Origin of the sequence: Rothia sp. HMSC067H10 (assembly GCF_001810635.1) — a bacterium.
GTDB lineage: Bacteria > Actinomycetota > Actinomycetes > Actinomycetales > Micrococcaceae > Rothia > Rothia dentocariosa.
Genome location: NZ_KV802313.1, coordinates 174,379 through 189,679 on the forward strand (window position 1 = coordinate 174,379; position 15,301 = coordinate 189,679).

The following is a 15,301-nucleotide window of genomic DNA, read 5'->3' on the forward strand; positions in this document are numbered from 1 at the left end:
CCGTGGAGTCGGCAGCGGGAATATCGCGCGACGGCACCACAACCGAAGGATAGTTATAACATATTTGACACTATCACTTAACCCGCGCCCTCGCAGGATAGGAATGCCTTTGCTGTGTGGGTCTGCAGAGCATCCACCGGTCTTATCTATCCATGAGCATGTGTTTTTGGTACGAGCAGGTCGGAAAATCCTACCTGCTCGCGTCCTAGCGAAGCCTCGCGTCTACCGAGTAGCCGCAAACGGATAGGCGGCACCTGAGATAACGCCCGCCTCCACGTCTTCCAGGGTTTTGCCGCGGGTCTCAGGCAGGTTACGCCACATAATCACGGCAATCAGCACGTTCACCACCATGAACCCGAAGAATGAGCCGGTCAGTCCCAGCGCACCCAAAATAACCGGGAATACGAGGGAAAGCATGCCGTTCATCATCCAGCCGCAAAATGCGGAAAGGCCCATGCCAACCGCCCGCACCCGAAGCGGGAACAGCTCGCTCATCAGCACCCACGTCGAAACGTTCAGGCAGGTCTGCATCGACCCCACGAACCCGACCACAAGCACCAGAATAATATAGGGACGCGCGGGGCTGCCCTCCGGCAGGAGCATAGACGCTACCCCGATCAGCAGGTGGAAAAACGCGGTCAGCGAATACCCAGCGATCACCATCGTGCGGCGGTTCACGCGCTCCATCATACGCAGCGAAAAGATTGAGCCGACCACGGCGATAGCGCCCGGCGCGATATTCGCAACGAGCGCCGAACCCTCGTCAAACCCGGCCTCTTTGAGCACCTTAATGCCGTAGTACATGATGGAGTTAATACCGGTGAGCTGCTGCCCGGCACCCACCAAAATACCGACCAGCAGAATCCGCACAAACCATTTTTCACGCAGGATTTTACCCATGCTGCCCCTAGTCCCCGCGCCGATTTGGGTGCGCGTTTCCTCAAGTGAACGCGCAATGTCTGCGATTTCGGCGTCAGCACGTTCGGCGGGGCGGATGCGCCGCATAATGGCGCGCGCATCCTCGGTGCGCCCCTGCGCAATAAGCCAGCGTGGGGATTCGGGCATGCGCAGCATACCGATAAAAAGCGCGAGCGCAGGCAGAGCGCAGACGGCGAACATCCACCGCCATACACTGTCGTGTTCGCCCCAGAGGTTACCGATGATGGCGTTCACAATGAACGCTGCGAGCTGCCCGCCGACAACCATGAGTTCGTTACGCCCGGAGAGTGATCCGCGAATTTCGTAGGGTGCAAGTTCGGCGAGGAAAACAGGCACGACCGCAGATGCCCCTCCCACAGCGAGCCCGAGCATCGTGCGACCCATCAACAGTACAGCAATGCTGGGGGTGAAGACGCATGCGAGCGCGCCCGCGATGAAGAGGATTGAGAGTCCGATGATGGTTTTGCGTCGCCCGATGGCATCTGAGATGCGCCCGGTGACCATGGCTCCGAGGGCGGCAGCGAAGGCGAGGGAGCCTGTGACCCAGCCTTGAATGGTGTTGTCCATGCCGAGTTCGCGGCTCATGGGGTCGAGGGCACCGTTGATAACGCCGGTGTCGTACCCGAAGAGGAGCCCGCCGAAGGTTGCCACCAGCGCGATAACGCCTAGGCGGCGTGTGTGTGCGCCCTGCCCGAGCGGGGGTAGTGCACTGGCGCGGTTTGGCGGCTCGGTGGTGATGCTCATGCGGGTATTTTTGTCTTTCATGAGGGTCTTGTACGGCACAGGTTGAGAGACCGCACAGTCTTTAAACGCTTGCTGGCTTGGGTATATTCCCGATTAGTTATATTCCCATTTGGCTATATTTGCAGTGGCGAAGGAGAACTGTCAGAAAAGCGCAATGCTTTCGGGCGCTGGGAAAATCTCGTTGAGCCGCACCAGTTCTTCATCATTGAAACGCACGCTTGCGGCGTGCGCGTTTGCGTGTACTTGTTCGGGGGTGGTTGCCCCGGCGATCACGCTGGCGACGGGGTTCTGCTGTTTGAGCCAAGAGATGGATGCTTGAACCTCTGAGACCCCCAGATCGACGCAGAATTCGCGGTAGGCATCGAGTTGTTCCCAATCGGCTTGCGCGAGTACCTGCGCTTTGGAGTGCGACAGACGTGACCCTGCCGGGATGCTGTCGCGGCGGTATTTTCCGGTCAAAAGCCCGTTGGCGAGCGGGAAATACGGGAGAACCCCGAGCCCGAAATGGCGGGCGGCGGGAAGAATTTCGAGTTCGGCACGGCGATCCAGCAGGTTGTAGTGGTTTTCGGCGGCGATAAACCGCTCAATGCCGAGTTCGCGGGCGAGGTGCTCGGCGTGGGCAAGCTGCCACCCCGCAAAGTTGGAGTGCCCCAGGTAACGCACCTTTCCGCTGGTCACGAGCGTGTCGAGCGCAGATAGGGTCTCTTCCAGCGGGGTGTTCGGATCGGGGCTGTGGTAGAAATACAGGTCAATGTACTCGGTTCCCAGACGGCGCAGTGAACCTTCGACGGCACGCATGATGTATCGGCGTGAGCCGCGCGCATCCCAATCATTGCCGTTGAGGGTACCGGTGGGAAGCCCAAATTTGGTGACGATGATCAGGTCATCGCGGTTGAGGTTGAGTTCGCGCATCGCGGTACCGAACATGGTTTCTGAAAGCCCGGGCTCGGCGCCGTATAGGTCGGCAATATCGAAGAAGCCGATGCCCGCCTCAACTGCGGCGGCGATAACGGCGTTGGTGCCTTCCTGAGTTTGAGTGGGGGTGCCGGGGCGTCCCAGGTTGTTGCAGCCGATACCGACGGAGGGCACGACCAGCCCGGAGTTACCCAGGCGTGCATATGCGGGAGATTCGATGCGTTCCATACGTTTACTCTACCGTGTTTGACAGTACATGGTCGCAACATGACGTTCACGGCACCCTGCAACTCCCTCGCGAGCAATAGATGATTTCTAGTGTAAGTTTGTGTGAAGAGTCGTAGCCCCTATGTAATACAGCTCATCCTGCGCAATAAAATTTTCAAACTCGCGGGCACATTCCTCGCGTTCACCCGGTCCCAAAAACAACGCAAGATTCAGCACAGCTACGTGCAATGAGCGCGGGTGGCTGCTGCGCAAACGTTTCGCAAAAAGCCGAGCTTTTCGTGCCGCCTCAGGGCTTGTCGAAGCCCATAACCTGTCATGATGCGCCACCCGATTACGAAAAACCGTCAACGATTTTAGGTTGCTTTCAAAAGCAGGAACAGGTATCTCCAGCTCGTGGGCAATGGTTTTCCAGAAAAGAATCGGATCCTGCGCATCCGGTCTGTACTGTGTGATAAATCTGCTCAATAGACCCAGTGAAAAGCTATCGACTACTTGCTCAAAGGACGGCATAGGCGCCTCGCGGTGATGAGGGTTCGTTCTGCGGTATTGTTCATCAAGATCTTCTAGAAGTCTTGTGACACTTCCTGGGCTAGTTTCCAGATAATAGTGAGGATTAAGATAGTCACAAGGGGTTTGTGACAGTCTTTCATAAGACTCAACGGTGAGTCTGCGCAAAAGCAATTCCGCCTGCATTAATCTGCCAAAAACCAGTTGAGCGCATTGAATATCAAGATCGATAATGCGAGCAAGACCGGCGGATTGATAGGGTTCTTGCGAAAGAACAACATAGTTGCCGATGTATCCGCGTAACCGTTCCAAAGGCATTGAGAAGATAGAAGTACTCGAAAAGTTATCGGGTAGGCTACTGAAACCGCTGTGTTCCAGATGTTCAATATAGTTTTGTGGTTGTCGTGTATATACCATTTCAGGGTTTTCTTGAGGATCTATAAGACCGGAAGCAGGTAAAGAAGGGCCCCGACATATGCGCATATCCTGTGAACCTGCAGACTCACGGGTAGAGGCGGTCGGGGGACTCTTACACATAGTTTACACGACATGTTTTCTCAGAACAATACCCGGTTTTTTCCTTGTAGAATGCCTTCTCCCGCGAGCAGATAGTTTCGTGACGAGCAGATAACATTCCGCTATCTGTTCGTCGAAATATTATCTGCTTGCGGCCAAATCAGGTGGAGGTTTCAACGCGCTAGTCCGACCTGCCGCGAACCCGTATGACGTATTGTTTCGCCGCATCCCACAATATTAAGCGGTTATGACCGCTCGACGACATGTGCCGACATATTCTTGCTGACACCGCGCATCCTGCCTAGAATAGGAACGTTATCTATCCAGAGCGACCGAGAGATCTGGCTCTTAGACGTCGCAGCAACCTCGCCAGCCTCCACCCATGGGGTGGACGGACAAGGTGCTCCCGCCAGAACCGATAGAAGTGAATTCCCTTCGCGTCTTGCTAAGATTCGGCGTACCTTCGGGCACGCTTCTATCGGGTGAACACGGAGGAATGAAAATGACGACAGTTCACCCGGCTCTTTCTTACGAGCTGTATCCGCCACGGTCGCACGCAAGCTGCGATTCCCTGCTCAAAACCATTGCCGAGCTTGAGCAAACCAACCCGGATTATGTTTCCGTTACCTATTCGGGCGATGCGCAGCGCCGCCAAAAGACGCTGGCTCTGCTCGATCACTTGGTGCATGAAACCTCGCTGAATCCGCTGGCGCATCTAATCTGCGTGGGGCATTCCGTGGCCGATTTGGAACGCTCGGTTCGTCTGATTCTGGGGCTTGGAGTACGCGGTTTCTTGGCGCTGCGCGGCGATATTCCGACCGAAAACACGCGCCCGCTTGAGCTGCCTTTTGCCCGCTACCTGGTGGAGCTGATTCGTAGGGTGGAACGTGAGGATTTCGCGCATCTTGCTGCGGGGAAGGTATCGATTGGGGTTGCGGCGTACCCGCATAAGCACCCCGAGTCTTCCTCGCTTCTTCAAGACATTGAGATTCTGCTTTCAAAACAGCGTGCCGGGGCGGATTTCGCCATCACCCAGGTTTTCTTTGAGACCGAGCGCTATTCGGGGCTGGTGGATGCGGCGCGCCTTGCCGGGGTGGAGATGCCCATTATCCCCGGTATTATGCCCGTTACCTCGCTGACTCGGCTGACGAAGCTGTGCGAGCTTGCCGGGCTTGAAGTACCGCGCGAGCTGGCGTATCGTCTGGAAACCGCGAGTGAGCCGCGCGAGATGCACCGCATCGGCGTGGAACATGCGCTCGACCAATGTCGCAAGGTGCTTGATGCTGGCGCCCCCGGCCTGCATTTCTTCACATTTAACGAGCATGAGGCTGTGCTGGACGTCCTCGAAGAACTCGACGTTCCGCGCTACTCGAACCGTTTCAAACTCCCCCTAAGCGATCTTCAATACCTCTAAACTCCCCTTTTATTTGACACCCTCCCACAGTAAGGAACTAGGATGACCCACACCCCATTCCCCGCAGCAACCATCGTCGGTTACCCCCGCGTGGGCCGTTTCCGCGAGCTGAAGAAGGCACAGGAAGCGTTCTGGAAAGGCAAAATCACGCAGGATGAACTGCGCCAGGCGGCCGCAGATGTGCAGCGCACCTACTATGACCGTGTGATCGAGCGCGGTCTTAGCGCCACCGATTCGTCTATTCCGGCGACTTTCTCGTACTACGATCAGGTGCTCGATGCCGTGCGCCTTTTCACCCTCGTGCCCAAGCGTCTTGCCGACGCCAAGGATGCGCGCGGCCTGCTCGATCTGCCCGGGTACTTTGCTCTAGCGCGCGGCACCGAGACGCTGCCTCCGCTGGAGATGACGAAATGGTTCGATACGAACTACCACTACCTGGTGCCCGAGATCGGCCCGGATACCGAGATCAAGCTGAATCTTGAGGCTATCGACGAGCAGCTTGAAGTCGCCAAGGAGCACGGCGTGACGGTGCGCCCGCAGCTGGTCGGCCCGCTCACTCTGCTTCTCGGGGCGAAAGCCGAGCAGGATTCGCCCGAAGGGTTCACACCGCTGGATCGCCTGGACGATTTCGTGAAAGCCTACCAGCAAGTGCTCGCCGAACTGGCGGCACGCGGCGTGCAGTGGGTGCAGCTCGACGAACCCGGCCTGACCGTGGACCGCGACATTCCCAACGCCAAAATCGCCGAATTGGCGCGTAAAACTTACACCGCGTTGGCAGCCGAAACGAACCGCCCCGCAATCCTGGTGACAAGCCCCTACGGCAATCTGCGCGAGAACCTGCCCGCACTGTTAGACACCGGTATTGAGGCGCTGCATCTCGACCTGGTTTCCACGCTCTACGATGCCGAGGCGCTGACCGCCTTCAAAGACTCCAGCGTAACTCTGGTGGCAGGTGCCATTAACGGGCGCAATATTTGGCGTGCCGACCTGCGAGCGCTCCTGCACGCACTCCAGAACATTAACGGCGGTGCGGTGGCGGTTGCGTCCTCAACCTCGCTGCAGCATGTGCCGCACGATCTTGACCTTGAAGACCCCGCCGATGTGCCCGTAGACGGTCTGGCTTTTGCCGACCAGAAAGTCGCCGAGATCGTGACTCTTGCCCGCAGTCTTGCCGACGGTGAGTCTGCGGTTGAGGCAGAGTTGAAGACCGCCGACGAAGCGCTAGCACGTTTCACAGCGGATCCGCGTAAGCATAATGCGGCAATCCGTGAGCGTGCCGCATCCGTGAAACCGCAGGATTTTGAGCGTCCCGAACTGAAGACCCGCCGGGATGCCCAAGCCGATCTGAATCTGCCGAAGCTGCCGACCACAACCATTGGTTCGTTCCCGCAGACCGGCGATATTCGCCGCCACCGTGCAGAGGCGCGTGCCGGTAAAATCACGCAGCAGCAGCTTGACGAGTTCCTGCGTGAAGAGATCGCCTCCGTTATTAAACTCCAGGAAGATTTGGGCCTGGATGTGCTCGTGCACGGCGAGGCCGAACGTAACGACATGGTGCAGTACTTCGCCGAGAATTTCGATGGTTTCGCCACGACAAAGCACGGCTGGGTGCAGTCCTATGGTTCGCGTTGCACCCGCCCATCGGTGCTGTTCGGCGATGTGAAACGCGCAGGTGAAGGGCTGCGCGGCGAGGCCGTGACCGTGCCCTGGATTTCCTACGCCCAGTCCCTCACCGACCGTCCCGTCAAGGGCATGCTGACCGGCCCGGTGACTATTCTGGCTTGGTCGTTCGTGCGTGATGACCAGCCGCGCGAGGAAACCGCGAATCAGGTTGCATTGGCGCTCGCCGACGAAATCGCCGATTTGGAAGAGGCGGGCATCCGCATTATTCAGGTGGATGAACCGGCACTGCGTGAGCTTCTGCCACTGCGCCGCGATGAGCAGCCCGCGTACCTGAAGTGGTCGGTGAATGCGTTCCGCCTGGCGACGAGCGCGGTCGAGGATAAAACTCAAGTTCACACCCACCTGTGCTACTCGGAGTTCAACGAGATTATTGATTCGATTAATGCCCTGAATGCGGATGTGACCAGTATTGAGGCGGCGCGCTCGCATATGGAGCTGCTGGCGGATATTCCCGAAAGCTATGTTTCGGGGCTGGGCCCGGGCGTGTGGGATATTCACTCGCCGCGTGTGCCTTCGCAGGCTGAGGTTGAGGAGCTGATCCGTGCCGCGATTGGGTACGGAACCATCTCTGACCTGTGGGTTAACCCGGATTGCGGTTTGAAGACTCGCGACTACGAGGAGACGAAGAGGACGCTGGAGAACGTAGTGTCCGCAGCGAAGAAGGTTCGGGCGAGCCTGTAGTCTCTGGCGCGGAGCCTCTCCCCTACCCCTATAAAGTGCCTTAATTACAGGCTTAAACAATCACAATAATTCCGCGAGCAGGTGGTTTTTGGTTCGAGCAGGTAGGATTTTCCTACCTTATCGGCAAAATCCTACCTGCTCGCGGTTATATAGAGGGTATGCGCATCCAACATAGGCATTTATGTTCCCTAAGACATAGTCCTATCTCACATAAATAAAAAATTTACTGTTGTGACAGCCTAAAATTGTTATTCACAGAATAATCATTCTGAACATATGTTCACTTCTAGTTTAAGTAACCTGTACATATGCTCTTAAAATTACTATTTCTATAGGTATCTATTCCTAAAATGCGAGCATGACTACTACAGATTCTCCAAAGAAGAAGGGTTCTGTACCCCGCTGGCTTGCTATCCCGACAGCAAAACCTCAACTGAACACAGCAGAGGTCGCATCGAAGTACCCACGCCTACGTTTTCAGGTTTTTATGGGTATTTTTATCGGGTACGCAACGTTTTATCTGATTCGCAATAACGTTCCGCTTGTTACACCGATTCTGACTCATGAGCTCGGTTTTAGTAATGCGGCTATTGGTGCGCTTTCTACGGCGTTGCTTTTAGCCTATGGTTTCAGCAAGTTCTTTACCGCTATGATTTCTGACCGCTCTAATGCGCGGTTATTTCTCCCCATAGGATTAGTACTTTCTGGTATTGCAAACGTTCTGCTCGCTATCGCCGGGTACATGGGATCCGGTGCGGCGGCTGCAGGATACGGGGCCGCAATCGCATCCACCATGGCCGCCATTATGGTCTTCAACGGTATCTTCCAGGGTATGGGGTGGCCGCCCTCAGGCCGCGTGCTCGTGAACTGGTTCTCAACGAGCGAGCGCGGGTCTAAGGTTTCTCTCTGGAATACCGCACATAACGTTGGTGGCGCGCTTTCAGGTCTTTTGGTTGCCTGGGGTTTCACGCTCTTCGGTAAAACCTGGCAGGTTGCTTTTTGGTTCCCCGCCGTGATTAGCTTTGTGCTTGCTTTTGTGGCGTGGCTGCTGATTCGCGATAATCCAGAGGCTGAGGGTCTGCCCACTATTGACGTGTACCGCAACGATCCCCACAAGGTTGAGTCCACGGACGAAGACCGTTCTGAATCAACATGGACGACTATTCGTAAGCATGTGCTGACTAATTCGACCATGGTGTATCTGGCTCTTGCTAATGTCTTTGTGTACACGCTGCGCTACGGTGTGCTGGTGTGGGCTCCTAAATATCTGCACGATGTGCGCCACGCCTCCCTTGAGGGCGGTATCGCTGGGTTCTCAATCCTGGAGCTTGCCGGTATTGGCGGCACTATTCTCTGCGGTTTCGTCTCTGACTATGTCTTTAAGGGGCGTCGTTCACCCGCGGGTATTCTCTTCTTGATTGCTACTGTAGGCGCTATTTTGCTGTATTGGCTGCCTCCAGCCGATGCTCCGCTCATTGTCGCCTATATTGCGTTGGCCCTGATTGGCGGTCTGATTTATGGGCCGGTAATGCTGATTGGTTTGCAGGCTATTGACCTGTCGCCTTCACATGTCGCGGGTACCGCCGCAGGATTTACCGGTCTTTTCGGGTATGCCCTGGGTGCTACGTTGGCTTCTACCGGTATCGGCATCATTGTGGATCACTGGGGCTGGAGCACCGCATTCATCTTCATGATCGTGTGCTCGGGACTGGCTATTGTGTTCCTCTGGCTTGTCAATGGGGCCGAGAAACGCATGATGGCTGAGAGGGATAAGAAACTCGCTGCAGAAAACGCACAGGCGTAGTTTCAGCTTCCGCGAGCAGGTGGTTTTTGATACGAGCAGGTAGGATTTTCCTACCTTATCGGCAAAATCCTACCTGCTCGCGGTTACCTTTAAGGGCAAAGAGTGGCAGCGTTCACCGAATTACGCCCCTGAGGGAATATGCCGAAGAGGTGTTATCTTCAAGGTTCTCGCGCCTCAAAGCCCCTAGAATGGGGTCATGGATAATGCAAAGAACTCTGGAATTACGACCGAATGGGTCGATAATGCGGTTAAACCGGGCGATGACTTCTTCCGCCACGTGAACGGCCGCTGGCTCGATACCTATGAAATTCCCGCCGACCGTTCCAAAGACGGCGGGCTGTACACTCTGCGCGATGATGCCGAAAAGCATGTGCGTGAGATCGTTGAGCGTATCGCCAAGGAACAGCCTGAATCCCGCATCGGCGCGCTCTACAACTCTTTTATGGATACCGAAAAGATTGAGTCCGACGGGCTGGAACCGCTCATGCGCGAGGTTGCCCCGATTCTCAACGCCGCCACGAGCGAGCAGCTCGCCGTCACTCTAGCGCTCCTCTCACGGGCTGGGCTGGCGCAGCTTCTCGGGTGGTACACCAGCATCGATCAGAAAGACCCCGAGCACTACGTCTTTTACCTCACCCAGGCCGGGTTGGGCCTGCCCGACGAGGCTTACTATCGCGAAGAGAAATACGAGCAGGTATGCGCCGCGTATATCGAGCATATCGCCACTATGTTCGAACTGACCGGTCTTACCGAGAGCTTCACCCTAACCCCTATGGAGGCGGCACAGCTCATTTTCTCGCACGAGACCGAGATCGCCGCGCATCACTGGGATGTCGTGAAAAACCGTGATGCAGAGGCGAAATACAACCCCGTCAAAGCCACCGAACTTGACGAGAAATTCCCCGGTTTCCCGCTCCAGCAGTGGCTTCTTGCGCTGGGGGCAGACCCCAAAGAGCTGGGCACAGTCATTGTTTCTCAGCCGTCTTTCCTGGAGGGCGTGGCGAATATGTGGCAGTCCACCCCGCTGATGACCTGGAAACTCTGGGCCCTGTGGTGCGCTATCCGTTCCCGCGCACCCTACCTGCCGGATGCGTTCGTGCAGGAAAACTTCAATTTCTACGGTCGCACCCTCTCGGGCACCGAAGAGCTGCGCGAACGCTGGAAACGCGGCGTTGCGGCTGTGGAGAACGCGCTCGATCAGGAGCTCGGCAAAGAATACGTGGCGGTGCATTTCCCGCCGGAACACAAGGAGAAAATGCTCAAGCTGGTCAATAACCTGCTGGAAGCATACCGCCGATCCATCACGAACCTGGATTGGATGACCGAAGCCACCCGCGAAAAGGCGCTGGAAAAGCTCTCGAAGTTTGTCACGAAAATCGGCTACCCGGATGAGTGGCGCGACTACTCGAAACTGACCCTGGTACCCGGTGACCTGTTCGAGAACCTGCGCCGCACCGCCGCCTTTAACAGCGATTTCATGATCGATCGCGCTGGCGACCCGGTTGATAAGAACGAATGGCTGATGTCTCCGCAGACCGTGAACGCCTACTATATGCCGCCCGCTAACGAGATTGTGTTCCCCGCGGCTATTCTGCGCCCGCCCTTCTTCGACCCTGAGGCCGACGACGCAGCGAACTACGGCGGCATCGGCATGGTAATCGGTCACGAGATCGGCCACGGGTTTGACGATAAGGGTGCGCTTTATGACGGCGACGGCGCGCTGAATAACTGGTGGACCGAGGAGGATTTCGCCGAGTTCACCAAACGCACGAGCGCGCTGGTGCAGCAGTATAACGCCTACACCCCTGCGAACCTTGACCCGCAGAAGTTCCAGGTGAACGGCGAACTGACTCTAGGCGAGAATATCGGCGACCTTTCGGGGCTGTCGATTGCGTTGAGGGCCTATGAGATTGCGCTTGCCGAGCAGGGCATCACTTCGCTGGCGGATGCGCCGGTTATTGATGGCATGACGGCCGCGCAACGCCTCTTCTGGTCTACCGCTCAGGGATGGCGTACTAAGTCACGCCCGCAGCATGCGGAAATGATGATTTCGGTGGATCCGCACTCCCCCGACGAGTTCCGGGTGAACGGCGTGGTGCGCAACATCGACGAGTTTTATGATGCGTTCGATGTTCCTGAGGACAGCAAACTGTACCTGGCGCCTGAGGATCGCGTGCGTATCTGGTAGCCACCTGCCAGTTCCCAATAGCGCGAGCAGATAATATTTCGGCGAGCAGATAACGGATTGCTATCTGCTCGCCGAAATATTATCTGCTCGCGCGGGTTAAAAGATGCCGTATTGCCCAAAGCACCGCCGCTGTAAGGGCTAAGGATGCGGCACATACGAACGCATATGTTCCGGTATCTACCCGCGCACTTAGATGTGAGAAGAGTAGATTTCCCAGCGATGTAAAAAGCGCTGCCGCTAAACTAAAGACAGACATTACTTTTCCAATATGCCCAGCATCGCTCTTCTTCTGCAAATCCGAGAAAAGACCAATAGTGTAGATAACAATAATTCCACTCACTATACTTTGTGCAGTAATAACGCTGATAATTCCGGGTATAAGTGCCAATACATACGCGCCACTGATAACCAGCAGTAATATTTGTGGATGCGCCCACCGCCTCAACGCAGGCATGCGGTTGAGACTAAAAGATGCAGCCACGGCTCCCATAGTTCCCATAAACATACCAATACCGTAAACCTCTTGCCCTAACCCCAAGTAAGCAATTCGCCCTAGAAGCAGGAAAAGGGTTGAGGCACCCCACATATTGAGGAGGGCGGCGAAGACAAGTTCACGTCTAAAATATGCACTAGAGGCTATATATACTAGTCCAAACCATAAATCGTGAACTATATGCGTTTTTTGGAATACTTCGGAACCCTCCGAGCGTCGGGTAGCGACAGACCCAGCGGGCACCATAAAAGTGAGCACCAAAGACAGAATAAATGACACCAGATTGACGATGATTGAAAGCTCCAGAGCATTCGCAAAATTCTGCATGAGAATCATGGTTCCCACGAGGGGGCTCACAGCACGGGATAGTTCTCCCACCATCGAATAGGTACTATTGTATTTTTCAAATTCTCGATTTCCAAGAATCTCAGGAATAATAGCGCGGCTTGTGGGGCTGTACGCAGTCGCGGCTAAAGACATGAGAGCGGAAAGAATAATCAGTATATAAACGATAAATTCTCCGCGTGCTGACGATAAAAGAATAAGAGCGCACAGGCAGCAGAGGCTATTAAAAATATCGTAGAAAATCAGCAGGGATTTTTTCTTAAACCTGTCAATGACAACAAATCCAAGAATGCTGGCGAGGAATATGCCCGCACCGCTACACGCATTCATCACCCCAACCATCTGCTGACCGGCGTGCTGGCTGATATACCAGGTCACCACAATGGTGTAGGCGACGGTGCCTATGCGTGAAAGCGCCGTCGCCGGGATGAGATAGTACGCTCTGCTGTGCCTCACCATGTTCCGCAAAACCTCTCAGAGCAGAAGGCTAGATGCTCGATCCACTACTGCTGCTAGAGCCTGAACCTACCTGGCTGCGGAAGGCTGCGGCGAACCCGCCAATAACCCATTGCCCGTTTTCATACTTCCCTGTTATATCCACGTCGAGCGTGGTGCTGCGGGAGCTTGAGGGGACATCAGCATCCCTTCCTGAGGTGGCGATAAAGCTGCCCAACCCTATGGTGAATCGGGAAGGCCAGGTGTATTCCCCGCCGGATTCCTTGGGCTTCGGTGCGGTGAGGTTGGCTGTCACCTTGGGTTCTTCAAACCAGATCGTTGAAAACTGGTACGAGGACGACTTAACGGAGCTTTTATCTGTATCATTCAACGCGGTCTGCTCGATCAGGCTATCGTCACCGCTCTCCATCATGTACTGGGTCGCCGCAGTATAGAACGCGATACTGGAATACAGCCCTGCCACCGAGTTTTCGTCGGCGTTCTTAGGTTTGATGGGTTTGGGCACGTTCTTCGCGCGTTCGGTGCGGGTCGCCTTACGGTACTCCCCCGCCGAGGTATCGTATTCATCGATCTTCGCTTCGCCACTGAAATCGCTGCGGTAGCTTGCCGTAGCATCCGTCGGGAGCGGTTTCACGCTGCCGACATTGGATGCGCATCCAACAAAAGCGAGCGCGGAACCTGCGCCCAGCACGCCTAGGGCGGTTCTGCGGGATACAAACGACTGTGTCATGAAAAAGACCTTTCATCGATGGCGACTATTGTTCTAACACTATTATCCCGGATACTCACGGCCAGTACTATCCCTGGAATTAGGCACTCAAGTTACCCGCTGAGCCAAAGCTAGAAGACAAATCGGTATTGGTGGGAATATCGATCAGCAACCAGCGTCCGTTGTTATATCGTGCCTTAAACTCTCCGTCGTGAACGTCTTTCTTTGCCTCGCTGGGAATGTCTACCGCAGTGCCCTCATACACTACAAAATTACCTGTTGAGAATGTGGTCGTTGCCGCCCATGTGTAGACGTCACCGTTCTGGGTGGGAGTCGGATCTTTGAGCGTAAACGTCATTTTAGGGTCTTCAAACCACATATTTTCAAGCTCCTTCACGCTGCTTTCCTCAAAGGCTTCGGCTCCGTTTATTCCTCCCACAAAGGTAATTTCTTTGAAGGGGGAGAAATCGTTGGTCATAATTCCGTAGGTGAAGGCTGCCCCAAGAAATCCAAATAGCGAGTAGAGCCCGGCGGAACTTTTCTCGGTCATCATGGCGGTTTTCACCGGTTTCGGCACGTTCTTCGCGCGTTGGGTACGGGTTGCGCGCACGTATTCTCCTGCGGAGGTGTCGTAGCTGTTAAACGTGACCTCACCCGAATAGTCGGCACGGTAGCTCGCGGATGCGTCCGCCGAGAGCGGCTGCACGCGGGAGGCGCATCCGGCGAAGGCGAGCGCGGAACCGGTGCCTAGCACGCCGAGGGCAGCTCTGCGGGATAAGGACGAGGAAGTCATAGGCGGGTACCTTTCTCATGGAAGCGGAAAATACGGCGTCGTTACCGGTATTTTCGTTCGGGGAGTGATGTTACCGTGACGGGCGCATCCTCTATTATCCCGGAGTAGAGCCGCAGTACAGGTAATTATGACACTCCCACCACAAACAGGCCCCGCAGATATAGACCAAGCCCGCAGAAACGCACGTGTTTCTGCGGGCTTGTCCCATATTTACGTCCGATGCGGTTCAGCACGAAAGAGGTTTAGAACCCGAATCCTCCGCCGCTGCCGGAACCGGTGGATGCGCCACCGCTGGCACCAGAAGACGCGGAAGTCTTGGGCTTCAGGTCAATTTCCCAGGTACCATCTTTATAGGTACCCGTAAAGGTATATGGCATTTCCTGATGCCGCGATTTCTCAGGGATATCTATCGCCTGACCATCTCGAACCATAAAGCTGCCCAGATTTATCGATAACTTTCCTTCCCAGGTATAGTTGTCGCCCTCAATCTTGGGCTGCGGAGTATCGAGAGAAGCTTTGACAGTGAAGTCCTCAGACCAAGACTTATCTGGTGCCCCAGAAGATTTCATCTGTTCTTCAAGCGTTGAGACTTGTTCTTTGTTTTTAATATTGCTCTCCTTAAGAGCGCTGCCATCTGCAGTCATAGAGATATACTGCATACCAGCAACAAGAAAGGCAATATTCTGGTAGAAGCCCTCCACCGATTTATCATTCAGGTTATCGGGTTTAATAGGTTTCGGAACGTTTTTTGCGGGATGCTCACGGGTTGCGGGCTCATAATTCCCGGCGGAAGTATCAAACTTCTCAAGCTTGACCTCGCCGCTGTAGTCGTCACGTTTCGACGAATCAGAACCGCCGCCATTAGAATTACTGGTTGAGCATGCGG

General features: G+C 55.2%; 11 protein-coding genes and 1 riboswitch. Of the genes, 4 read left to right on the top strand and 7 right to left on the bottom strand.

The annotated features are described in order from the left end of the window. Positions 1-222 precede the first annotated feature (222 nt). The 3 genes from HMPREF2756_RS06545 to HMPREF2756_RS06555 form a co-directional block, all read right to left on the bottom strand. Positions 223-1,704, bottom strand: coding sequence for a sugar porter family MFS transporter (locus HMPREF2756_RS06545; RefSeq protein WP_070619503.1), 1,482 nt, complete (start codon positions 1,702-1,704; stop codon positions 223-225). 120 nt (positions 1,705-1,824) lie between these two features. After that, positions 1,825-2,826 (bottom strand): aldo/keto reductase, encoded by a 1,002-nt coding sequence (locus tag HMPREF2756_RS06550; protein WP_070619506.1) that lies wholly within the window; start codon positions 2,824-2,826, stop codon positions 1,825-1,827. Between the two features lie 87 nt (positions 2,827-2,913). Continuing rightward, positions 2,914-3,750, bottom strand: a complete 837-nt coding sequence (locus tag HMPREF2756_RS06555) for an Abi family protein (RefSeq protein ID WP_004006414.1) — start codon at positions 3,748-3,750, stop codon at positions 2,914-2,916. 415 nt (positions 3,751-4,165) lie between these two features. Then, positions 4,166-4,274: riboswitch (SAM riboswitch) on the top strand. Between the two features lie 77 nt (positions 4,275-4,351). Here HMPREF2756_RS06555 and HMPREF2756_RS06560 point away from each other — a divergent pair. The 4 genes from HMPREF2756_RS06560 (at position 4,352) to HMPREF2756_RS06575 (ending at position 11,619) form a co-directional block, all read left to right on the top strand. Continuing rightward, the gene (locus HMPREF2756_RS06560) at positions 4,352-5,263 is read left to right on the top strand and encodes a methylenetetrahydrofolate reductase (RefSeq protein WP_070619509.1); all 912 of its coding nucleotides are present in this window, start codon (positions 4,352-4,354) and stop codon (positions 5,261-5,263) included. Positions 5,264-5,305: 42 nt separating this feature from the next. Next, the gene (gene metE, locus HMPREF2756_RS06565) at positions 5,306-7,627 is read left to right on the top strand and encodes a 5-methyltetrahydropteroyltriglutamate--homocysteine S-methyltransferase (protein ID WP_070619512.1); all 2,322 of its coding nucleotides are present in this window, start codon (positions 5,306-5,308) and stop codon (positions 7,625-7,627) included. Positions 7,628-7,985: 358 nt separating this feature from the next. Next, positions 7,986-9,431 carry an MFS transporter gene (locus HMPREF2756_RS06570; protein WP_070619516.1) on the top strand — a complete coding sequence of 482 codons (1,446 nt, stop codon included), beginning with the start codon at positions 7,986-7,988 and terminating at the stop codon, positions 9,429-9,431. A gap of 196 nt (positions 9,432-9,627) precedes the next feature. Further along, a complete protein-coding gene (locus tag HMPREF2756_RS06575; protein ID WP_070619519.1) occupies positions 9,628-11,619 on the top strand; it encodes a M13 family metallopeptidase in 1,992 nt (663 codons plus the stop codon). 79 nt (positions 11,620-11,698) lie between these two features. Here the strand turns inward: HMPREF2756_RS06575 and HMPREF2756_RS06580 are convergent, their stop codons facing one another. The 4 genes from HMPREF2756_RS06580 to HMPREF2756_RS06595 all read right to left on the bottom strand — a co-directional run. Further along, positions 11,699-12,916 carry an MFS transporter gene (locus HMPREF2756_RS06580; RefSeq protein WP_070619522.1) on the bottom strand — a complete coding sequence of 406 codons (1,218 nt, stop codon included), beginning with the start codon at positions 12,914-12,916 and terminating at the stop codon, positions 11,699-11,701. A 28-nt stretch (positions 12,917-12,944) separates the two neighbouring features. After that, positions 12,945-13,643 carry a DUF6318 family protein gene (locus tag HMPREF2756_RS06585; RefSeq protein ID WP_070619524.1) on the bottom strand — a complete coding sequence of 233 codons (699 nt, stop codon included), beginning with the start codon at positions 13,641-13,643 and terminating at the stop codon, positions 12,945-12,947. A gap of 79 nt (positions 13,644-13,722) precedes the next feature. Further along, complete coding sequence (locus HMPREF2756_RS06590; protein ID WP_070619527.1) at positions 13,723-14,415, bottom strand: DUF6318 family protein; 693 nt, start codon at positions 14,413-14,415, stop codon at positions 13,723-13,725. 242 nt (positions 14,416-14,657) lie between these two features. After that, positions 14,658-15,301, bottom strand: a 644-nt coding sequence (locus HMPREF2756_RS06595) for a DUF6318 family protein (protein ID WP_070619529.1), incomplete at its 5' end; no start/stop codon positions are given.